Genomic DNA, 20,860 nt, shown 5'->3' on the forward strand with positions numbered 1-20,860 from the left:
CGGAGCCGCAATGAACAAAGACCGCCTCACTCCCAGCCCAGACGATGCCATCACCGACGCCGCCGCGCACTGGTGCATGCGCCTGCACGCCGAAGATTGCACGGCGGCGGAGCGCGAGGCATTCGCCCGCTGGCTGGCGGCCGACCCGCGGCATGCCGAGGAATACCAGGCAATGCTGGAAATCTGGCAAACCGCCGACCTGCTACCGCGCAACGCTACCGTCATCGACTTCAACCCGCCCGTGCAACAGGCCACACGCCCGCACAACTGGCGGCCGCTGGCGTCTGCCGCTGCCATCGCACTGGCGGTGCTGCCGCTGGCCGGCTGGGTGGGCTGGGAACAAGGCTGGTTGCCCAATCACTACCAGCACTTCGAAACCGGCACGCGTATGCAGGCCGTGCAACTGAGCGACGGCAGCACGGTGCAGCTCAACCTCAACACCGAACTCACCTACCTCAACTACAAGGACAAGCGCCAGGTCACGCTCAAGCGTGGCGAGGCGTTCTTCAAGGTACGGCACGACAGCAGCCACCCGTTCATCGTGCATGCCGGTCGTGGCCAGACCCGCGTCACCGGCACCCAGTTCAACGTGTGGAAATACCAGGACCAGGTCAAGGTCACCCTAGTGGAAGGTTCGGTACTGGTGTCCAGCGACGGCAGCTCCGGTGGCTACCGCCTGAGCCCTGGGATGCAGGCCAGCTACCACAAGGGCGACTTCGAGCCGCAACTGGAGCAGAACGACTACAGCAACAGCCTGGCCTGGCGCGACGGCAAACTGGTGCTCGACAACCTGAGCCTGGAACAGGCGTTGCCAATGATCAACCGCTACCTCGATGCACCGCTGCTGCTGGCCGATGCCAGCACCGGCCGCATCCGCATCAGCGGCATATACAACACCCGTGACGTGGGGAGCCTGGTCAACAACCTGCCCAAGGTGCTGCCGGTCTACCTGACCCGCAGCAAGGACGGCAGCACCGTGCTCAACCGCATCTCGCCGCCGCCCGACAAGGGCTGACGCTCCCCTGCGTTACAGCGTCATCGCCGCCAGCCAGCCGAACGCCAGCAGTGGCAGGTTGTAGTGGATGAAGGTAGGCACCACGGTGTCCCAGATATGGTGGTGCTGGCCATCCACGTTCAGCCCCGAGGTCGGGCCCAGGGTCGAGTCCGAGGCAGGAGAGCCCGCGTCGCCCAGGGCACCGGCGGTCCCAACGATGCACACCGTGGCCAGTGGGTCGAAGCCCAGTTGCACGCACAGCGGCACGAAGATCGCGGCCAGGATCGGCACGGTAGAGAACGACGAGCCGATGCCCATGGTCACCAACAGGCCCACCAGCAGCATCAGCAAGGCACCGATGCCCTTGCTGTGGTCGATCCACTGCGCCGAGGTTTCCACCAGGCCCTTCACCTCACCGGTGGCCTTCATCACGTCGGCAAAGCCCGAGGCGGCAATCATGATGAAGCCGATCATGGCCATCATCTTCATGCCTTCGGTGAACAGGTCGTCAGTGTCTTTCCAGCGCACGATGCCCGACAGCGAGAAGATCAGGAAGCCGACCATGGCACCGATGATCATCGAGTCCAGCCACAACTGGACGATGAACGCCGAGGCAATCGCCAGCCCGGCCACCAGCAGGGTCAGCGGATTGTACTGCACGCTAACCTGCTCCACCTGCTCGATGCGCGCCAGGTCGTAGTCTCGCTTCTTGCGGTAGCTGATGAATACTGCCAGCAACAAGCCGGCCAACATGCCGGCAGCCGGGATGGCCATGGCGTGGGTGACATTCACACCACTCACGTCGACACCCGCGCGGGCAACGTTGGCCAGCAGGATTTCGTTGAGGAAGATGTTGCCAAAGCCCACCGGCAGGAACATGTACGGGGTGATCAGGCCGAAGGTGATCACGCAGGCGATCAGCCGGCGGTCGATGCGCAGGCGGGTCAGCACGTACAGCAACGGCGGCACCAGCAACGGGATGAAGGCGATGTGGATCGGCAGGATGTTCTGCGACGACACCGCCACCACCAGCATCAGGCCGACCAGCAACCATTTGACCTTGCTGCCATTGGCATGGCCCTGGCGGTCGATCATGGCCAGGGCGCGGTCGGCCAGGGCATGGGCCAGGCCGGACTTGGCGATGGCCACGGCAAAGGCACCCAGCAATGCGTAGGACAGGGCCACCGTAGCCCCACCGCCGAGGCCGCCGTTGAAGGCCTTGAGCGTACCCTCGATGCCCAGGCCTCCCACCAGCCCACCGGCCAGGGCCCCGATGATCAGGGCGATGACCACGTGCACGCGGGACAGGCTGAGTATCAGCATGATGCCGACCGCGGCGATCACTGCATTCATGGTTGGCTTACCTCATTGCGACGGAAAAAAAGCCCGCACTCTGAAGCAGTGGGCGACAGATGTCAAAAGCGCCATGTTGCGGCGGATTACACAGAGGGCGGAAATTTAAATTGAATGTTTGAATAAAGAAAAATTGGGATGGGCCGATACGGTGGGAAGGCCGGGAGATGCCTGGCTGGAGATTTCTGTCGTCTGTGAGATCGAGCGCCGCCCGCGCGGCGCTTCGCGGGGCAAGCCCGCTCCCACATTTGTTTCTGGCCAGTCATGCCTGTGAGGTCAGCGCTGCCCGCCTTGTCTGCCCGGCTCGATATCCAGGCATGCGCAATTGTCGCCTTATCCTTCTCAAGGCATGCACCAAGGGTGCGCGCGCCTCTGCAACAGGAGGGATTGGCCCGAAACAGATGTGGGAGCGGGCTTGCCCCGCGAAGCGCCGCGCGGGCGGCGCTCGATCTCACAATCGACACACATCTCCAGCCAGGCACCTCTCAACCCCGCCCAGACCCAAAGCCATAACCCTTACTGTCCAAAAAAGGGATACGCCCCATGCCTTTGCGACAACTTTCCATCCAGTGGAAGATCACCCTGCTCGCCGGTCTCTGCCTGGCCGGCATCGTCACCCTGCTCGTCGGCCTGTCGCTGTACCGCATGGACCACAGCTCGGACCTGGTCAAGGCCAGCAGCATGCAGATGCTGACCGAGTCGGCGCAGTCGCGTATCGAGTCGCAGGGCGAGGTGCAGGCGCTTAACATCCGCCGCCAGTTCATGGACGCCTACCAGTACGGCGCCGGCTTCGCCCGCCAGGTGCTGTTCCTGCGCGAGCAGGCGGAAAAGCGCTTTCTCGATGCCTTCGACCTGCGCGAGGACATGACCCGCCAGGTGCGCGCCGCGTTGCAGGCTAACCCTGACCTGCTCGGCCTGTCGCTGGTGTTCGAACCCAATGCCCTGGACAACAAGGACAACCTGTTCGTCGGCAAGGCGGAACTGGGCAGCAACGAAACCGGGCGCTTCGCCCTGTACTGGTCGCAACCGCGTGTCGGCCAGCTGACGGCCATGGCCCTGCCCGAGCATGACATGGCCAATACCGAGATCGGCCCCAGCGGCCAGCCGGCCAACACCTGGTGGGTGTGCCCGCGCACATCCGGCAAGGTATGCGTGGTGGAGCCCTACTTCTACGACATCGATGGCCAGCAGGTGCTGATGACCAGCATCGTCTTCCCGCTGACGGTCGACGGCAAGGTGATCGCCACCCTGTCCATCGACATCAACCTCAACAGCTTGCAAGCCCTGAGCCAGGATGCCAGCCGCAGCCTGTACGAAGGCCGCACCACGGTCGGTATCCTCAGCCCTGTCGGCCTGCTGGCCGGCTACAGCGCCGATGCCAGCAAGCTGGCCCAACGCTTCGACCAGGTCGATACGGCCAAGGGTGCCGAACTGGTACGCAAGCTGGCCGATGGCAAGCTTGCCATCGTGCACGACCAGCAGCGCCTGAAGGTGCTGGCCGCGTTCCGGCCGATCCCGGACGCCCAGCCCTGGGGCGTGTTGCTGGACGTACCGGAAAACGCCCTGACCGGGCCGGCCGAAGCGCTGAAACATGAACTGGACGCGCTGAACAATAGCGGCACACTGCTGGAACTTGGCCTGGGCCTGGCTGCGGCGATTGCCGGCCTGCTGATGGTGTGGCTGATGGCCCGCGGCGTTACCAGGCCGATCCTCGGCGTGGCAAGCATGCTCAAGGACATCGCCAGCGGCGAAGGAGACCTGACCCGCCGCCTGACCTACCAGAAACAGGACGAACTGGGCGAACTGGCCGGCTGGTTCAACCGTTTCCTCGACAAGCTGCAGCCAACCATCGCCGAGGTCAAACGCTCGGTGCAGGCCGCCCGTGGGACCGCCGACCAGTCTTCGGCAATTGCCACGCAGACCAGCGCCGGCATGGAACAGCAGTACCGCCAGGTCGACCAGGTGGCCACTGCCTCGCACGAAATGAGCGCCACCGCCCAGGACGTCGCCCGCAGCGCCGCCCAGGCCGCGCAGGCCGCCCGAGACGCCGACCAGGCCACCCGCGAAGGCCTGGCGGTGATCGACCGCACCACCCTCAGCATCGATACCCTGGCCGCCGACATGAGCAACACCATGGCAGAGGTCGAGGGCCTGGCGCAGAACAGCGAGAAGATTGGTTCGGTGCTGGAGGTGATTCGCTCGATCGCCGAACAGACCAACCTGCTGGCGCTCAACGCCGCCATCGAGGCGGCCCGCGCCGGTGAGGCCGGCCGTGGCTTTGCCGTGGTCGCTGATGAGGTGCGCAACCTGGCTCAGCGTACCCAGGAATCGGTGGAAGAAACCCGCCAGGTGATCGAAGCGTTGCAGAACGGCACCCGCGAAGTGGTCGGTGCCATGGACAACAGTCATCGCCAGGCCCAGGGCGGCGTGCAGCAGGTTGGCCAAGCCGTCACCGCGCTGCAGCGCATTGGCCAGGCAGTGACCGTCATCACCGACATGAACCTGCAGATCGCCTCGGCTGCCGAGGAACAAAGCGCGGTGGCCGAGGAAATCAACAGCAACGTGGCAACCATCCGTGATGTCACCGAATCGCTGTCGGGACAGGCCAACGAGTCGGCGCGGGTCAGCCAGTCGCTGAACAGCCTGGCCAACCAGCAGCAGGCGCTGATGGACCAGTTCCGCGTCTGAGTCACCTGCAGGCCGCTGCCAATCGTGTGCAGCGGCCTTCCTGCCAGGCCCGGGAACCGGTCGTCTACACTTGCGGCAACTCGGTAGCGCCACTCCAGGAGGCCCCATGAAAAAAATTCCGACGTTGCTGGCCGGCCTGCTGCTCGCGGTGGGCCTGGCCAGCACCGATAGCGCCGCTTCGGCGGAACGCACCACGCCCATCCACTTTGGCGCCATCGGCTGGGAAAGCGGTGCCCTCACCACCGAGATCCTGCGGCTGATCGTGGAGCGCGGGTACGGCTACCCCACCGACACCCTGCCCGGCAGTACCGTCAGCATGGAAGTGGCGCTGGCACGCAACGACCTGCAAGTGATCGCCGAGGAATGGGCCGGGCGCAGCCCTGCCTGGATCAAGGCAGAAGCAGCCGGGCAGGTGTACGCGTTGGGCGACACGGTCAAGAACGCCGAAGAAGGTTGGTGGGTCCCGGCGTACGTGGTCGAGGGCGATGCCGCACGCAAACTGCAGCCGGTGGCGCCCGACCTGCGCAGCGTCGACGACCTCAAGCGTTACCCGCAGGTGTTCCGCGACCCCGAATCGCCCGACAAAGGGCGCTTTCTCAACAGCCCCAGCGGCTGGACATCCGAGACCGTCAACAGCCAGAAACTCAAGGCCTACGGGTTGAACCACCTGTATACCAACTTCCGCAGCGGTTCCGGGGCGGCCATGGATGCCGAAATCGCCTCCGCCATCCGCCGGGAGCAACCAGTGCTGTTCTACTACTGGAACCCGACCCCGTTGATGGGGCGTTACAAACTCATACGCCTGGAAGAGCCCCCATTCGATGCCCGGGCCTGGGCCACCCTCACTGACGCCAGCCACCCTGACCCGAAGGGCAGCCGCTCGCTGCCGGCCAAATTGTCGATTGGCGTGTCCAAGGCCTTTCGTGAGGGCTACCCGGAGCTGGTGAGCATGTTCGAGCGGGTCGACCTGCCCATCGACCGCCTCAACAAGGCACTGGCCGACATGAGCGAAAAGCGGACGCCGCCCCGTGACGCGGCCCTTGCCTTCCTGCGCGATCACCGCGAGGTGTGGAAAGCCTGGTTGCCTGCGGACATTGCCACCAAGGTCGAGGGCACCCTGTGAGCGGCGGCTTCCCCCAGACTCTGCAGTTCTCTTTTGCCGACAGCGTCAACCGGCTGGTCGACTGGCTGGTGCTGAATTACGGCGATCACCTGCGCAGCTTCTCTGACCAGTTGCTGCAACTGTTGGTCGGCCTGGAAACCCTGCTGCGCCTGCTGCCGTGGTGGCTGCTGCTGTTGCTGATCGGCCTGCTCGCCTGGCATGCCAGCCGCAGCTTGCTGCGCAGCGCGGTACTGGTGGCGCTGCTGGCCCTGATCGGCGTGCTCGGGTTGTGGGACAAACTGCTGCAGACCATGGCTTTGGTGCTGGTCAGTACTGGCCTCTGCGTGCTGGTGGGCGTGCCGCTGGGCATCCTGCTGGCTGCCCGGCCGCTGGCGAAGCGGTTGCTGTTGCCGGTTCTGGATGTGATGCAGACATTGCCGGCCTTCGTTTACCTGATCCCGGTGCTGATGCTGTTCGGCCTGGGCAAGGTGCCCGCCGTGTTCGCCACGCTGATCTATGCCCTGCCGCCGCTGGTACGGCTGACCGAACTGGGCCTGAGCCAGATCGACCCCTCGCTGCTGCAAGCCGCGCATGGTCTGGGGGCCAGCCGCTGGCAGCGGTTGCGGCGCATCGCCCTGCCGCTGGCGCTGCCGAGCATCATGGCCGGGCTCAACCAGTCGGTGATGATGGCTCTGTCGATGGTGGTGGTGGCGTCGATGATTGGCGCCCGCGGGCTGGGTGAGGATGTGCTGGCGGGAATCCAGACCCTGAATGTCGGCCAAGGCGTCGAGGCCGGGTTGGCGATCGTCGCCCTGGCCATGGTGATCGACCGGATCAGCCAGGCCTATGGACGTAGCGGGCGCTGAGCAGTATTACCGGTACCGGCCCTTTTGCCCAACAAGGCGAGTCCCTGCAGGAGCAGCCTTGTGCTGCGAAAGGGCCGGGCCTGACAATGCTGCTCTGTCAGCTTGAAACCGGACCTCCCCCGCATGTCCCTCAAAGCCCTGCGCACCCTGGTGACCATCGCCCGCCACGGCACCTTCGCCCGTGCCGCCGACCTGCTCAGCCTCACCCCTTCGGCGGTGAGCCTGCACATCAAGACCCTTGAAGACGAGCTGCAAGTGACCTTGTTCGACCGCAGCCGCAGGCAGGTGGCGCTGACCGAAGCCGGCCAGTTGGCGGTGGCCCGCGCCGAGACCATCCTGGCTAGCTATGACGAACTGGCCGACGCCCTGGCCAGCGGCCCGAGCCTGCGCGGCCGCCTGCGCCTGGGGGCGATCCATACGGTGCTGGCGCGGCGCCTGCCCAAGGCGCTGGTGTGGATCAAGGCGCACCATCCGCAGTTGCATGTCAGCGTGGCCTCCGGCATGTCGGCGGAACTGGCACGGCGGGTGGAAGACGGCGAACTCGATGCAGCGATCACTACCGAGCCGGTCAGCCCCTACCCGCAGAGCCTGGACTTCACGCCGTTGTTCGAAGACCGCTTCTGGGCGGTCGCCAGCCCCGACCTGGCCGGGCAAAGCGTGCCGCAGTTGCTGGCCAGCCAGCCGTTCCTGCGCTTCGACAAGCGTGCCTGGGCCGGGCGGCAGATAGAACAGGAGCTGCGCCGCCAGCATCTGCAGGTGAGCGAGCAGATGGAACTGGACAGCCAGGAAGCACTGGCGCGCATGGCGGTGATGGGCCTGGGCGTGGCGATCATCCCCATGGCCGATGACGACCTGCAACGTTTGCCACCGGCCACCTGCCTGCCGTTTGGCGACCCGCAGCTGACCCGGCGGGTGGTGTTGCTGGAGCATGAGAAGAGCCAGCGGCGGCATTTGAGTGCGGTGCTGAAGACTGCGCTGGAGGCTTGATATTGCCGGAGCCGCTGCGCGGCCCTTTCGCGACACAAGGCCGCTCCCACAGCGAACGCCTTGCATTTGAAGCAGTGGTAAACCTGTGGGAGCGGCCTTGCGTCGCGAAAGGGGCGCACAGCGCCCCCAAAGCAAACATGCATTTTTCCTCAATGGTCAGTGCAGAAAACAACGTTTTTACAGATCGATGCGCACCAGTAGTCTGTGCCCCGTACCCGACTACGGAACATTGATCATGCTCCATCTGCTGCTGACTACCCTGCTGCCGATCATCCTGCTGATTGCCCTGGGCACTTTCCTGCGCCTGCGCGGCTTCCTCGCCGAAAACTTCTGGCCTGGCGCCGAGCGCCTGAGCTATTACGTATTGTTGCCGTCGCTGTTCCTCCATGGCCTGGCCACCGCCAACCTCGATGGCGTGCCGGTGCTGAGCATGGTCGGCGTGCTGATGCTCTCGACCCTGGCCGGGGCCGTGCTGCTGGTGCTGTACCAGGGCGCAATGAACCACGAGGGTGCCGACTTCACCTCGGTGTTCCAGGGCGGCATCCGCTTCAACAACTACATCGGCGCCACCCTTGCAGCGGGTATCTATGGCAGCGCCGGCATCGCCCTGGCGGCAGTGGCCAACGCCGCCATCGTGCCACTGGTCAACCTGCTTTGCGTGCTGGTGTTCGCCCGCTTCAGCGCCCGCCATAGCTCACCGGCCTCGGTGCTGCGGGCCATCTTCGCCAACCCCTTGATCGTCGGTTGTGGCGGAGGGCTGCTGCTGCGCGCCAGCGGGCTGGGCTTGCCAGCGGGTATCGAACCCACGGTCAAGGCATTGGGCCAGGCCGCCCTCCCGCTGGGCCTGCTGTGCGTCGGCGCAGCCCTGGGTGGCACCCGCCTGGGCCGCCAGGTGCGCCCGCTGATGGCGGCGTCGGCATTCAAGTTCCTGGTCATGCCGCTGACCACCTGGGGTTTGTGCCGCGTGCTTGGCCTGTGTGGCCAGGCAGCGGTGGTGGCGGTGCTGTTCCAGGCACTGCCTACTGCATCATCTTCCTATGTGATGGCTCGACAAATGGGCGGTAACGCACCGCTGATGGCCACCATCATCGCCCTGCAGACCGTGTTGGCTGCCGCCACCCTGCCTTTGGTACTCATGCTTACGCTTGGCTAGACTGTAGCGACTGCACGGTACGGCGTGATACGAATGATTACCAAGTCATCGCACTTTTCCGCCGACCAGTGGTCTACTCCCTCTTTTGCCGCCAGCAACGAATGCCGGTGTTTTCATTGCTTTGCACGATCCCGGGCCAAAACGCCCCGGGCTTGTGTAGGATGAGCAGCGCAAACCACGACGCTGCCAGTCATAGGGAGATCCACATGCGCGTCCTGTCATCCGTTGCCGCCTTGTCGCTGGGCCTGGTCGTCTCGACCGGAGCACTGGCTGCCACCGGCGAAGAGGCGCAACTGATCGATTCGATCAATGTCTACCGCAGCAAGGCCCAGCCCTGCGGTGGCGAGGCGTCGTTGGAGCTGCCGCCGCTCAACAGCGATACCCGCCTGGCGCTGTCGCCAGAGGGTACCCGCGACCTGCAGCAGGCCATGACCCGCGCCGCCTACCCAATGGTCAACGTGCAGGCCATCAGCCTGTCGGGGCCGCGTGATGCGCGCGCTGCCATGCATGCCATCGAGGAGAGCTTCTGCCAGGTGGTGCTCGACCCGCAGTTCGTCGATATCGGCGTCAGCCAGGAAGGTCGCGACTGGCGCATCGTGCTGGCCCGGCCGCTGCTTAGCGGCCGCCTGGGCGATTGGCAGGCCGAGGGGCAGAAGGTGCTGCAGGAGATCAATGCCGCGCGCAAGGTGCCGCGCCAATGCGGTGGCCAGCCCTTCGCCGCCGCCCCCGCGCTGAGCTGGAGCACGGTGCTGGCCGGGGTTGCCGCCAACCACACCCGGGCCATGGCCAACCAGAACTTCTTCGACCACATCGACAAGGATGGCCGCACCCCCGGTGACCGGGCAGAGCTAGCCGGCTACCTGTACCAGCAGATCGGCGAAAACATCGCCGCCGGGCGTGACACCGCGCGCAAGGTGGTCGATGGCTGGCTGGATAGCCCAGGGCACTGCGCGACGCTGATGAACCCGGACTTCCGTGAGCTGGGCGCTGCATATGCGGTGGACCCGAAGAGTGATGCAGGGATTTACTGGACGGGGTTGTTCGGGACGCCGCAGTAAGCCCGCTTTCATAGAACTGCACAAAACTCCTTGAATCAGCAGGAACCCTGTGGGAGCAGCTTTAGCCGCGAACACCGGCGCAGCCGGTGCCATGCACCGCGGTGGATCCTTCGCGGCTAAAGCCGCTCCCACAGGGTACGCGGACCGTATGTAAGTTCAGTCTCCCACAGGGAACCGCGCGCGGCTTCAAAGCGGATTCGTGCCTGCGCGCAGTTCACGGGCCGTGCAACCAAACCGTCGCCGCACGCACTTGCCCAGGTAACTGGCATCGCCCAAGCCCACTTCATCGGCAATCTGCGCCAGGCTGTGGCTGGAGTTGAGCAAGCGCCAGCGCGCCTGTTGCAAGCGCATCTCCAGCCACCAGGCCTTGGCGCTCATACCATGGCTGGCGCGAAACTGCCGGTCCAGCTGGCGCCGGCTGATGCCCAGCTCTGCGGCCAGTTGCTCCACTGCCAACGGCCTACCCAGGTGATGACGCATCAACGCCTGCGCGCGCTGCACCTGCCGCCCCTGCCCGGCCCCCAGCTCCAGCGAGCGCAAGGCATGTCGGCTATCGCGGGTTTCGTCCACCAGCATGTCGGCCAGGCCCTTGAGTGCCCGGGTCCGCCCGCAGGCGCGTGACAACAGCGCGACGGCCAGGTCGATGGCCGCGGTGCCGCCAGCGCAGGTGATGCGGCTACCGTCGATGCAGTACAGCTGCTCGCTCAGCACCTGCAAGTGCGGGAAAGCCGCACGAAATTCGGCTTCGTGGCGCCAGTGCACCACCACCTTGTGCCCCTGCAGCAATCCGCAGGCGGCCAACAGGAAGGCGCCGTTGTCGACGCCCACCAGCTTGACGCCCGCTTTGCCGGCCTGCCTGAGCAAGGCCTTGTAGCGAGGCGCCAGCGCGGCAGTGGCCATGGCGTTGCGCCCGCCGAACACCACCAGGTAGTCGAAACCGGCCAGTTCGAGCTGGCCAGCCACGGCCTCGACTTGCACCACCGCGCCACTGCTCGACGCCACCGGGTCGAGGGTCAACCCTGCCACGGTCCAGCTGCAGTAGCGCTGCTGGCTGTAGTCCTCGTCGTCGGCGCTGAAACGCAACTTGTCGAGAAAGGCACCGAACGGCAGCAGGGCAAAATCCGGTAACGGCAAGATCAGCAAGCGGATATCGGGCTGCATGGCATTGCGTCCAGGAACAACCATTAAATGTCCAGATCATACCCTTTCTGAACGAAGCCGGCGCCATAGACTGGCGCCCTCCTTATCAACAAGGCCTTACACACCATGGCACTCGACACCTGGCTCATCTACCTGCTGGCCAGCATCGGTCTGTCGCTGACCCCAGGCCCCAACAGCCTGCTGGCCCTGACCCACGGCGCCCTGTATGGCACACGCCGGACGTTGTTCACCATCGTTGGCGGGGTGTTTGGCTTCAGCGCCCTGATCGCCCTGACCATGTTCGGCCTCAGCGCGTTGCTGCAGACCTCGGCCTCGGTGCTGAGCGTGCTCAAATGGGTGGGTGGTGCCTATTTGATCTGGCTAGGTATCCAGCTGTGGCGCAGCCCGGGCCTGCACCTGGAACTCACCGCGCAAAACGCGCGGCTGGGCAATGCCGGCCTGTTCCGCCAGGGCCTGCTGTCGGCCATGGCCAACCCCAAAGTGCTGCTGTTCTATGGCGCTTTCCTGCCGCAGTTCATCGATCCACAGCGTGGGTTGCTGTTGCAGTTCGTGGTGATGGCGGCAACCTTTGCCAGCGTCGAGTTCCTGGTCGAATACCTGTTGGCACGCCTGGCGTTTCGTATCCGGCCATGGCTGGCCAAGGGCGGCAAGGGCTTCAACCGCTGCTGCGGCAGCCTGTTTGCCTTGATTGGTGTGGCGTTGCCGCTTGGGCGGTAGCACTACGCAAAGGCTGTCGCGCTCCTACAGGGATCGCGACAGCCTGTGGGCTCGCATTCAACCCCGGCGCGCTTTGACCAGGAAGATGAGCAAGGCCACCCCCGGCAACCCCGCCCCCACCAGCGCCACACCCTGCCAGCCAAACTGGCTGAACAGCGCACTGGCCACCGCCGACCCCAGCGCCCCTCCGAGGAAGATGCTGGTCATGTACACCGCGTTCAGCCGCCCGCGGCTGGCCGGGTCCAGCGCGTACACTTCACGCTGGCCGATGACCATGTTCATCTGCACCGCAAAATCCAGCAGCACGCCGGTCAGGCCCAGGCCGATCACGCTGTAGCCCGGCACCGTCAGCCCCAGCAACAGTGCCGCCGGTGCCAGCAACAACGCCAGCAGCGAACCGGCCCGGGCATGCCCGGCATCGGCCAGGCGACCGGCCATGGGCGCGGCCACGGCGCCCACCGCGCCCACCAGGGCGAATACTGCGATCTGGCTCTGCGACAGGCCATGCTCGGTAGCCAGGGCCATCGGTACCGCCGTCCAGTAAAGGCTGAACGCCGCGAACATCAATGCCTGGTACAGCGCGCGCTGGCGCAGCAAGGGATGACGGCGCAGCAGCGTGAACAGCGACAGCATCAGCCCGGCATAGCTGGCCTTGTGCTCGGGCATCCGCCGCGGCAAGGTCAGGGCCAGTAGCAGGATGATCGCCAGCATTACCCCGGCAGCGCCGATGAACACCGCACGCCAGCCGAGGTAGTCGGCCACAAGGCTGGACAACGGCCGCGCCAGCAGGATACCCAGCAGCAGGCCACCCATGATGTTGCCGACCACCCGCCCACGCTGCTGCTCCGGCGCCAGGTGCGCCGCCAGCGGAATGAGCATCTGCACCGCCACGGAACTGAAACCGATCAGCAGTGCATAGCCCAGGAACAGTTGGCCCTGGCCACTGCTGCTGGTCCCCGCCAGCAGCAGGCTGACGCAGGCCAGCACGGCGGTAGCCACCATCAGGCGGCGGTTTTCCAACAGGTCGGCCAGCGGTACCAGCAACAGCAGGCCCAGGGCATAGCCCAACTGCGTGAGCGAAACGATCAGGCTGGCATGCTCGGTGGACAGCCCCAGGTCCGGGGCGATCAGGCCAACGATGGGCTGGGCATAGTAGATATTGGCGACGATCGCGCCGCAGCAGAACGCCAGCAGCGCGACCAGGGCCTGGCTCAGGCCGGTGGCTACAGGCTGCGCGGCAGCAAGGGAGGGATTCATGCGAGGGTCCTCGGCAAGGGTGGGATATGCCGGTCACCTTACCCAGACGCACTCCCGGCGAGAATCCAGCGCTGACGCAACAGGGCTTTGCGCACTGCGCAACACTAAGTGCTGCGCTTCAACAGGTTTTCGCAAAAGTCGATGAACGCATTTACCCGCCGCGAACCACGATGATTGGGCAGGTACAGGGCGTTGATGCTGTCACTGGCCGCGCCAGGGCTGGCCTGCCAGTCGGGGAACAGCCGCTGCAGGCGCCCGGCCGCCACATCCTCATGCACCAGCCAGTCAGCCAGCAGCGCGATGCCGCTGCCCGCCAGCGCGGTTTCGCGCAACATGTCGGCATTGGCGCTACGCAACGGCCCGCTCACGTCCAGCTCCAGGCTGTCCTGCCCGCGGGCCAGGCGCCAGGGGCGCCCTTTCTGCCCGTAGCGAAAGCGCAGGCAGGCGTGTTCGAGCAACTGTCGCGGATGTAGCAGCGCGTCACGCCCGGCCAGGTAGGCCGGGCTGGCAACCAGCCAGCGCTGGAAGCGACCCAACTGGCGACACACCAGCTCCTCATTGGGCGCGGGGTCGCCCAGGCGGATCGACAGGTCATAGCGCCCGTCAAGCAGGTCATCCAGCCTGTCGCTGAGGTCAATGTCCAGCTCCAGTGCCGGGTACTGTGCCAGGAACAGCCCCAGGTGCGGAGCGATGACCCGCCTGCCGAACTCCACCGGCAAGCACAGGCGCAGCACACCGACAGGCTCTTCGCCACGGTCGGCGACACTGGCATCGGCCGCGTCCAGCGCCTCGAAAATACCCCGAGCGCGCTCGTAATAACGAGCGCCGGCCTCGGTCAGGCTGACCTGGCGGGTGGAGCGGTTGAGCAAGGTGGCGCCCAACGCCGTTTCCAGGGCATCGACCAGGCGCGTCACCGACGAAGTTGCCAGCCCTAGCTGGCGCGCGGCGGCAGAAAAGCCCTGAGCATCGACGGTGGCCACGAACATCTTCATCGCCAGGAGTTTGTCCATTTGCTGCCCGTCTTCCAAATCTCGGAAAGTTCTTACAAACAGCCGGGCGGGTCAAGAAGCGCGGTGCGCGGCAATTGCGTCCATAGTGGAACCACCCCCCTTCCAAACGAGGCCTTCCATGACACCGACCAACCTGCTGACCGCCCTGCCCCCTTGCGACCCCACCTGCGCCGAACAGGTCGACGAGCTGCTCAGCCGCCCGGGCGTGCGCGTTGAGCGTATTGTTTCCAGCGGCCAGGCCAGCCCGCCTGGCTTCTGGTACGACCAGGCCGAAGGTGAATGGATCGTGCTGCTCAGTGGAGCCGCCGGCCTGCGCTTCGAGCACGAGAGCCACACCCGCCTGCTGGCGCCGGGCGATTGCCTGGACATCCCCCCGCACTACCGCCACCGCGTGGAATGGACCGCTCCCGGCACAGCCACCGTCTGGCTCGCAGTGTTCTACAGCAAGGGCATCCCGTGGCCAGCGTGAAACCGGCCACTCCCTGTTCGGCACAAAGTTGAGTGCAGGTTACGCAACCGGCATGAAGACCCTGTTTACTGCAACTTTAACCGCCTGATCTAAACTTTTAGCCACACCTTGGCGAGCTGAACCCTGCGACAATCCGCCCCACAAAATTATGTACCAACTTGTTAATTAGCAAGCTAAGAGATTACACTGCGCGCATTCCACCTGCTGAGATCCCTGGCATGAAAGAAACACCGCGCGCTTCTGGCGCTACAAACATCATCCTGGTCGGCCTGGGCGTGATCATCGCCCTGCTCGGCCTCCTCATGGCTGCGGGCGGCATCAAGCTGGCCGGCCTGGGCGGTTCCTGGTACTTCCTGACCGGCGGCCTGGCCATGGCCATTGCCGGTGTCCTTGTCGCTCTTCGCAAGCCCGCTGGCGCATGGTTGTATGCGGCGTTCCTGGCCGGTACTGTCATCTGGGCGCTGTTCGACGCTGGCCTGGTGTTCTGGCCACTGTTCTCGCGCCTGTTCATGTTCGGCGCAATCGGCATGGTGGTGGCACTGGTCTACCCGCTGCTGGCCCGTGCCAACGGTGGCAGCGCCGGCCGTGGTGCCCATGGCGTTGCCGGGGTGATGGCCGTGGTGCTGGCGATCGCCGTCGGCAACATGTTCGTTGCCCACCCCAGCGTCGCCCCCACCGGCAAAGGCCCGGGCATGACCCCGGTCGAGGCCGACAAAGCGCAGAAGGACTGGGCCCACTACGGCAACACCGAAGGTGGCAGCCGTTTCGCCGCGCTGGACCAGATCAACCGCGACAACGTCGACAAGCTGAAAGTGGCCTGGACCTACCAGACCGGTGACGTGGCCCTCAGCGACGGCAACGGTGCCGAAGACCAGCTGACCCCGCTGCAGGTCGGCAACAAGGTGTTCATCTGCACCCCGCACAACAACCTGATCGCCCTCGATGCCGATACCGGCAAAGAGCTGTGGAAGAACGCGATCAACGCCCAGTCCAAGGTCTGGCAGCGTTGCCGCGGCATGGCCTACTTCGACGCCACCGCCGCCATCGCCCAGCCGACCCAGCCGAACAGCTCGCCGATCACCGCCGTCAGCGTGGCGGCTGGTGCCAACTGCCAGCGTCGCCTGCTGACCAACACCATCGACGGCCGCCTGATTGCCGTCGACGCCGACACCGGCGAGTTCTGCCAGGGCTTCGGCAACAACGGCCAGATCGACCTCAAGGCCGGCCTGGGGGATGTGCCGGACTCCTACTACCAGCTGTCCTCCGCGCCGCTGATGGCCGGTACCACCGTGGTGGTCGGCGGTCGCATCGCCGACAACGTCCAGACCGACATGCCGGGCGGCGTGATCCGTGGTTTCGACGTGATCACGGGTGAAATGCGCTGGGCCTTCGACCCCGGCAATCCGGGGGATCGCCAGGCACCCAAGGGCGACAGCACCTATGTGCGCAGCACCCCCAACAGCTGGGCTCCGATGTCCTACGACCCGGCAATGAATACCGTGTTCCTGCCGATGGGCTCGTCGTCCACCGACATCTACGGCGTTGAACGCAGCAAGCTGGACCATACCTACGGCGCTTCGGTACTGGCCCTGGACGCCACCACCGGCAACCAGAAGTGGGTGTTCCAGACCGTGCACAACGACCTGTGGGACTTCGACCTGCCGATGCAGCCGAGCCTGATCGACTTCACCAAGGACGACGGCCAGTCGGTACCTGCGGTGGTGATCGGCACCAAGGCCGGGCAGATCTACGTGCTCGACCGCGCCACCGGCAAGCCGCTGACCCAGGTCGACGAAGTACCGGTCAAGCCAGGCAACATCCCTGACGAGCCGTACTCGCCAACCCAGCCGAAGTCGGTGGGCATGCCGCAGATCGGCGCGCAGACCCTGACCGAATCGGACATGTGGGGCGCTACCCCGTACGACCAGCTGCTGTGCCGCATCAACTTCAAGAAGATGCGCTACGACGGCCTGTACACCGCGCCGGGCACCGACCTGTCACTGAGCTTCCCGGGTTCGCTGGGTGGCATGAACTGGGGCAGCATTTCCACCGACCCGGTACATGGTTTCATCTTCGTCAACGACATGCGCCTGGGCCTGTGGATCCAGATGATCCCGTCGCAGAACAAAGGCAATGCCGCTTCCGGTGGCGAAGCGCTGAACACCGGCATGGGCGCAGTACCGCTCAAGGGCACCCCGTATGCGGTGAACAAGAACCGCTTCCTGTCGGTGGCCGGCATTCCGTGCCAGGCACCGCCATTCGGCACCCTGACCGCCATCGACATGAAGACCCGCCAGGTGGCGTGGCAGGTACCGGTAGGCACCGTCGAGGACACCGGCCCGCTCGGCATCCGCATGCACCTGCCGATCAAGATCGGCCTGCCGACCCTCGGCGGCACCCTGTCGACCCAGGGCGGCCTGGTGTTCATCGCCGGTACCCAGGACTTCTACCTGCGCGCCTACGACAGCAGCAACGGCAACGAAATCTGGAAGGCTCGCCTGCCAGTGGGCAGCCAGGGCGGCCCGATGACCTACGTCTCGCCGAAGACCGGCAAGCAGTACGTGGTGGTCACTGCTGGCGGCGCGCGCCAGTCGACTGACCGTGGCGACTACGTGATTTCTTACGCTCTGCCGTAAGACCGCGTCGCCTTCTTCGCGGGTAAACCCGCTCCCACAGGATAAGCACTGCCCTTACTGATGGTGCAGTCACTGTGGGAGCGGGTTCACCCGCGAAGAAGCCCTGGATAACAACCCGAGATTCAGCAATGCCATCCGCAATTCGCATCACCCCCACCCTGCTGCTGGCCCTGGCCAGCAGCACCGCCCTGGCCGACGGCGACCTGATGACCCGCAGCACCCTGACCGGTGACTGGGGCGGCCTGCGTCACCAGCTGGAAGAAGACGGCGTCAAGTTCACCGGCGACTACAGCGGCGAAACCGCCTACAACGCCCACGGTGGCCTGCACCGCTCGGCGCGCTACTCGCAAAACCTGAAACTGGGCGTGCAGTTCGACCTGTCGAAACTGTATGGCCTGGACAACGGCGGCAAGGTCCAACTGACCATCAACGACCGCCGCGGCAACAGTGCCTCGGAGGACCTGGTGGGCAACCGCCTGCCTATCCAGGAAAACTTCGGCGGCCTGTACACCCGCCTGACCGAGCTGAGCTACGAGCGCACCCTGTTCACCCCCGCGCTCAACGTCAAGCTCGGCTACATGGCCATGGGCAACGACCTCGGTGGCCTGGACAGCGGCATCCTGTGCAACTTCATGAACGCCGGCTTCTGCGGCCACCCGCTGAACATGTCTGGCGGCAGTGGCTGGACCAACTACCCCAACGCCCACCTGGGCGTGCGGGTGAAATACGACCTGTCGCCGTCCTGGCAGCTGCGTGTGGCGGCGTTCAACGTCGATCCGGAAAGCAACGGCAACTCCAGCCGCGCCTGGCACCTGGGCCCTAAGCACACCACCGGCACCGTGGTACCGGTAGAGCTGGTGTACAAGCTGCAGGGCGAGCTGCCTGGCGAGTACAAACTGGGCTATTACTACGACAGCTCCGACGTGAAGCGCATCGGCAGCGACGAGGAAGTGTCCGGCCGTGGCGGCCACTACCTGCTGGTCGACCAGGCCGTGTGGAACGACCAGGGCTCGCCGGGCCGCAGCCTGCATGCCTTCGGCCAGTACTCGGCGTCGAGCAAGGCTGCCTCACCGTTCACCAAGTGGTATGGCGCCGGCGTGGTGCTGTACAAGCCGTTCGCAAGCCGCCCGAAGGATACCGTGGCGCTGGGCTATGGCCGTGCCGTGCCCAACCCGCGTAGCCGCGACGTGCTGGAAGATGCCGCGTTCAATGCCGGGCAGCCGTTCCCCGACATCGACAGCGCCGAGCAGCTGGTCGAGCTGAGCTATGGCTACCAGGCCACGCCATGGCTGAACCTGCGCCCGGATGTGCAGTACATCATTGAACCGGGTGCGTTCTCCGGGAAGGACATCGACAACGCGCTGGTGGTTGGCCTGCAGGTCAAGGCTACCTTCTGAATACCCGGGGCCGCGCTGCGGCCCATTCGCGGGTGAACCCGCTCCCACAGGTACTGCACAGGCCTTGAGACTGACGAGATCCTGTGGGAGCGGGTTTACCCGCGAAGAGGCCAGCGCAATCAACCCTGCCGGAGGTAATTCACCAGCCTCAGCAACATGGCATCACACCCCCGCAACTGCTCGACACTGACGAACTCATCCGGCTTGTGCCCCTGGTCCATGCTCCCTGGCCCACACACAACAGTCGGGATCCCTGCCTGGTCGAACAGCCCACCTTCGGTACCAAACGCCACCGTACCGAACTGATCCGAGCCACTGAGCAACGCCACCAGGCGAGCCGCCTCACTATCCGCCGGCGTGGCCAGCCCGGGATACGCACTCAACGGCTGCAGGCGAATGTCGCAGGCCGCATCGACCTTACGCATACGCGGCAGCAACTCAGCCTCGGCATAGGTCTGCAACTGATCGGCCACTGCCTGTGCCTCGAACCCCGGCAAGGCCCGCACTTCGAAATCGAATTCGCATTCCGCCGGCACGATGTTCAGCGCCCTACCCCCTTTGATCACACCGGTCTGCACAGTGGAGAACGGTGGGTCGAAGCGCTCGTCGTGGTGCTCTGGCAATGCCAAGACATCACCGATATCACCCAGCTTGCCGATCAGCTTCGCCGCATACTCGATGGCATTCACCCCATATGGCGCATACGCCGAGTGGCAGGCCGCACCCTGCACCTGGCAGCGCATCGCCAGCTTGCCTTTGTGCCCCAGCACCGGCTTGAGCTCGGTGGGCTCGCCAATCAGGCACAGCCGCGGCTTGTGCGGACGCTGCCCGAGCGCGGCCAGCATCGGGCGCACACCCAGGCAGCCGACTTCCTCATCATAGGAGAACGCCAGGTGCACCGGCAGGCGCAACGGTTGGGCAAGGAACGCGGGCACAGCCGCCAGTACCGAAGCGATGAAGCCCTTCATGTCGGCCGTGCCACGGCCATACAGGCGCCCGTCGCGTTCACTCAGGGCAAACGGCTCGACCGTCCAGGCCTGGCCGTCCACCGGCACCACATCGGTATGCCCGGACAGCACCACGCCGCCAACGTCCCTGGGGCCGATGGTGGCGAACAGGTTGGCCTTGGTACCCTCCGGGTTATGGAACAACTCGCTCTGCACGCCCAACCCGGCCAGGTAGTCGCGGATGAAGCTGATCAGTTCGAGGTTGGAATCCCGGCTGACCGTGGCAAAGCCGATCAGCCTGGCCAGCAGCGCGCGACAGGCAAATTCACTCATCGCCCGGCACCCCGTAGCTTGGCGCGGCAGTCGGGTTGAGGGCGCGGGTGACGTAGTCCTGCATCTGCGGCCGGTACGCCTGCCACAGGCCATCGAGTACAGCGATCGGGTCGGCCTCGGCCCAGTCCACGCGCAGGTCCACCAGCGGCCAGGTCAGCTCGCCGGCAATCTTCAACGCCGCCGAGTGCACCGGCCCCGCCTCGCCGCCTGCGGCCATCGCCGCGTGCATGGCCGCCAGCAGGCGGTCGGCCAGATGCCCGCCAGCCTGTTCAAAGGCCTGCACCATCGCCTCGATCACCTGGGTCGAGGCCAACAGGTTGCCTGCCGCCGCGCATTGCTCACCGGCCACGGCGTGGTGCGTGCCCAGGGCTTCCTTACCGGTGAACAGCGCCACCTGGCCATGGCTGTCGATCACCGTGACCTGGCGGTACTCGCTCCAGCCATTGGCGCTCAGCACCCGGTCCAGCGCTGCGGCAGGTGGCAACTGCCCCTGTTCCAGGGCATCGAGAATCTGCGGGCCCAGCGCCGGCAAGGTGATGTTCTGGGTGGCGACCGCGCCCACACCGGCACGTACCCACGGGCAGCGGGCGCCCACGGCGATGCTCGAAGAGCTGATGGCGATACCGACCTGGCCGGTTTCCTGGCAACGACCGATGATGGAAAAAGTCATGTCATGGTTCCTGTTGTGCTGTGCGATACACGGCATTCTGGGTTGAACCTTTCGGCCGGCGA

The 20,860-nt window shown here is 65.2% G+C and carries 17 protein-coding genes; 11 read left to right on the forward strand and 6 right to left on the reverse strand.

Translation table 11 applies throughout. The features are described from left to right. The first annotated feature begins 10 nt into the window (after positions 1–10). On the forward strand, positions 11–1,015 hold the full coding sequence (locus CAY82_RS14310) for a FecR family protein (RefSeq protein ID WP_087501793.1): 1,005 nt from the start codon (positions 11–13) through the stop codon (positions 1,013–1,015). A 12-nt stretch (positions 1,016–1,027) separates the two neighbouring features. On the opposite strand, the gene CAY82_RS14315 is transcribed toward CAY82_RS14310, so the two are convergent. Further along, on the reverse strand, positions 1,028–2,347 hold the full coding sequence (locus CAY82_RS14315) for a Na+/H+ antiporter family protein (RefSeq protein WP_087501794.1): 1,320 nt from the start codon (positions 2,345–2,347) through the stop codon (positions 1,028–1,030). Positions 2,348–2,890: 543 nt separating this feature from the next. Between CAY82_RS14315 and CAY82_RS14320 the strand changes: the two genes are divergently transcribed. From CAY82_RS14320 to CAY82_RS14345, 6 genes are all read left to right on the forward strand, one after another. Next, positions 2,891–5,035 (forward strand): methyl-accepting chemotaxis protein, encoded by a 2,145-nt coding sequence (locus tag CAY82_RS14320; protein ID WP_087501795.1) that lies wholly within the window; start codon positions 2,891–2,893, stop codon positions 5,033–5,035. A gap of 106 nt (positions 5,036–5,141) precedes the next feature. After that, positions 5,142–6,158 (forward strand): ABC transporter substrate-binding protein, encoded by a 1,017-nt coding sequence (locus tag CAY82_RS14325; RefSeq protein WP_087501796.1) that lies wholly within the window; start codon positions 5,142–5,144, stop codon positions 6,156–6,158. Then, positions 6,155–7,003 carry a proline/glycine betaine ABC transporter permease gene (locus CAY82_RS14330; protein ID WP_087501797.1) on the forward strand — a complete coding sequence of 283 codons (849 nt, stop codon included), beginning with the start codon at positions 6,155–6,157 and terminating at the stop codon, positions 7,001–7,003. Before CAY82_RS14325 ends, CAY82_RS14330 begins: the two co-directional genes overlap by 4 nt. A 123-nt stretch (positions 7,004–7,126) precedes the next feature. Further along, positions 7,127–7,990: a LysR family transcriptional regulator gene (locus tag CAY82_RS14335; RefSeq protein WP_087501798.1), complete on the forward strand. Its 864-nt coding sequence runs from the start codon at positions 7,127–7,129 to the stop codon at positions 7,988–7,990. Positions 7,991–8,225: 235 nt separating this feature from the next. Next, positions 8,226–9,143, forward strand: a complete 918-nt coding sequence (locus CAY82_RS14340; RefSeq protein WP_087501799.1) for an AEC family transporter — start codon at positions 8,226–8,228, stop codon at positions 9,141–9,143. 206 nt (positions 9,144–9,349) lie between these two features. Then, entirely contained in the window at positions 9,350–10,201 is an 852-nt protein-coding gene (locus CAY82_RS14345; RefSeq protein WP_085623371.1) for a CAP domain-containing protein, read from the forward strand. A gap of 186 nt (positions 10,202–10,387) precedes the next feature. Here CAY82_RS14345 and CAY82_RS14350 read toward each other — a convergent pair whose 3' ends face one another. Then, positions 10,388–11,362 (reverse strand): GlxA family transcriptional regulator, encoded by a 975-nt coding sequence (locus CAY82_RS14350; protein ID WP_087501800.1) that lies wholly within the window; start codon positions 11,360–11,362, stop codon positions 10,388–10,390. A 105-nt stretch (positions 11,363–11,467) separates the two neighbouring features. Here CAY82_RS14350 and CAY82_RS14355 point away from each other — a divergent pair, with 105 nt between their 5' ends. After that, positions 11,468–12,079, forward strand: coding sequence for a LysE family translocator (locus tag CAY82_RS14355; RefSeq protein ID WP_087501801.1), 612 nt, complete (start codon positions 11,468–11,470; stop codon positions 12,077–12,079). A 57-nt stretch (positions 12,080–12,136) separates the two neighbouring features. Here the strand turns inward: CAY82_RS14355 and CAY82_RS14360 are convergent, their stop codons facing one another. Continuing rightward, positions 12,137–13,336, reverse strand: a complete 1,200-nt coding sequence (locus tag CAY82_RS14360) for an MFS transporter (RefSeq protein WP_087501802.1) — start codon at positions 13,334–13,336, stop codon at positions 12,137–12,139. Positions 13,337–13,440: 104 nt separating this feature from the next. Then, entirely contained in the window at positions 13,441–14,346 is a 906-nt protein-coding gene (locus CAY82_RS14365; protein WP_087501803.1) for a LysR family transcriptional regulator, read from the reverse strand. A 118-nt stretch (positions 14,347–14,464) separates the two neighbouring features. On the opposite strand from CAY82_RS14365, the gene CAY82_RS14370 reads away from it, so the two are divergent. From CAY82_RS14370 to CAY82_RS14380, 3 genes are all read left to right on the forward strand, one after another. After that, a complete protein-coding gene (locus CAY82_RS14370) occupies positions 14,465–14,815 on the forward strand; it encodes a cupin (protein WP_087501804.1) in 351 nt (116 codons plus the stop codon). 218 nt (positions 14,816–15,033) lie between these two features. Further along, positions 15,034–17,451: a glucose/quinate/shikimate family membrane-bound PQQ-dependent dehydrogenase gene (locus tag CAY82_RS14375; protein ID WP_087501805.1), complete on the forward strand. Its 2,418-nt coding sequence runs from the start codon at positions 15,034–15,036 to the stop codon at positions 17,449–17,451. Positions 17,452–17,579: 128 nt separating this feature from the next. Next, positions 17,580–18,848, forward strand: a complete 1,269-nt coding sequence (locus tag CAY82_RS14380) for a carbohydrate porin (protein ID WP_087501806.1) — start codon at positions 17,580–17,582, stop codon at positions 18,846–18,848. A 119-nt stretch (positions 18,849–18,967) separates the two neighbouring features. Here CAY82_RS14380 and argE read toward each other — a convergent pair whose 3' ends face one another. Together argE and CAY82_RS14390 are read right to left on the reverse strand one after the other, a co-directional pair. Then, positions 18,968–20,128: an acetylornithine deacetylase gene (argE, locus tag CAY82_RS14385; RefSeq protein WP_087501807.1), complete on the reverse strand. Its 1,161-nt coding sequence runs from the start codon at positions 20,126–20,128 to the stop codon at positions 18,968–18,970. Next, entirely contained in the window at positions 20,121–20,798 is a 678-nt protein-coding gene (locus CAY82_RS14390; protein WP_087501808.1) for a DUF1028 domain-containing protein, read from the reverse strand. Before CAY82_RS14390 ends, argE begins: the two co-directional genes overlap by 8 nt. Between the last annotated feature and the right edge of the window lie 62 nt (positions 20,799–20,860).

This window comes from Pseudomonas sp. SID14000 (assembly GCF_002165135.1).
Classification (GTDB): Bacteria; Pseudomonadota; Gammaproteobacteria; order Pseudomonadales; family Pseudomonadaceae; genus Aquipseudomonas.

Bases quoted from the DNA above. Each gene is read 5' to 3' on its own strand.
- argE (WP_087501807.1), bottom strand. From the start codon at position 20,128: ATGAGTGAATTTGCCTGTCGCGCGCTGCTGGCCAGGCTGATCGGCTTT.
- CAY82_RS14350 (WP_087501800.1), bottom strand. From the start codon at position 11,362: ATGCAGCCCGATATCCGCTTGCTGATCTTGCCGTTACCGGATTTTGCC.
- CAY82_RS14365 (WP_087501803.1), bottom strand. From the start codon at position 14,346: ATGGACAAACTCCTGGCGATGAAGATGTTCGTGGCCACCGTCGATGCT.
- CAY82_RS14325 (WP_087501796.1), top strand. From the start codon at position 5,142: ATGAAAAAAATTCCGACGTTGCTGGCCGGCCTGCTGCTCGCGGTGGGC.
- CAY82_RS14320 (WP_087501795.1), top strand. From the start codon at position 2,891: ATGCCTTTGCGACAACTTTCCATCCAGTGGAAGATCACCCTGCTCGCC.
- CAY82_RS14380 (WP_087501806.1), top strand. From the start codon at position 17,580: ATGCCATCCGCAATTCGCATCACCCCCACCCTGCTGCTGGCCCTGGCC.
- CAY82_RS14360 (WP_087501802.1), bottom strand. From the start codon at position 13,336: ATGAATCCCTCCCTTGCTGCCGCGCAGCCTGTAGCCACCGGCCTGAGC.
- CAY82_RS14390 (WP_087501808.1), bottom strand. From the start codon at position 20,798: ATGACTTTTTCCATCATCGGTCGTTGCCAGGAAACCGGCCAGGTCGGT.
- CAY82_RS14370 (WP_087501804.1), top strand. From the start codon at position 14,465: ATGACACCGACCAACCTGCTGACCGCCCTGCCCCCTTGCGACCCCACC.
- CAY82_RS14315 (WP_087501794.1), bottom strand. From the start codon at position 2,347: ATGAATGCAGTGATCGCCGCGGTCGGCATCATGCTGATACTCAGCCTG.
- CAY82_RS14340 (WP_087501799.1), top strand. From the start codon at position 8,226: ATGCTCCATCTGCTGCTGACTACCCTGCTGCCGATCATCCTGCTGATT.
- CAY82_RS14345 (WP_085623371.1), top strand. From the start codon at position 9,350: ATGCGCGTCCTGTCATCCGTTGCCGCCTTGTCGCTGGGCCTGGTCGTC.
- CAY82_RS14310 (WP_087501793.1), top strand. From the start codon at position 11: ATGAACAAAGACCGCCTCACTCCCAGCCCAGACGATGCCATCACCGAC.
- CAY82_RS14335 (WP_087501798.1), top strand. From the start codon at position 7,127: ATGTCCCTCAAAGCCCTGCGCACCCTGGTGACCATCGCCCGCCACGGC.
- CAY82_RS14355 (WP_087501801.1), top strand. From the start codon at position 11,468: ATGGCACTCGACACCTGGCTCATCTACCTGCTGGCCAGCATCGGTCTG.
- CAY82_RS14375 (WP_087501805.1), top strand. From the start codon at position 15,034: ATGAAAGAAACACCGCGCGCTTCTGGCGCTACAAACATCATCCTGGTC.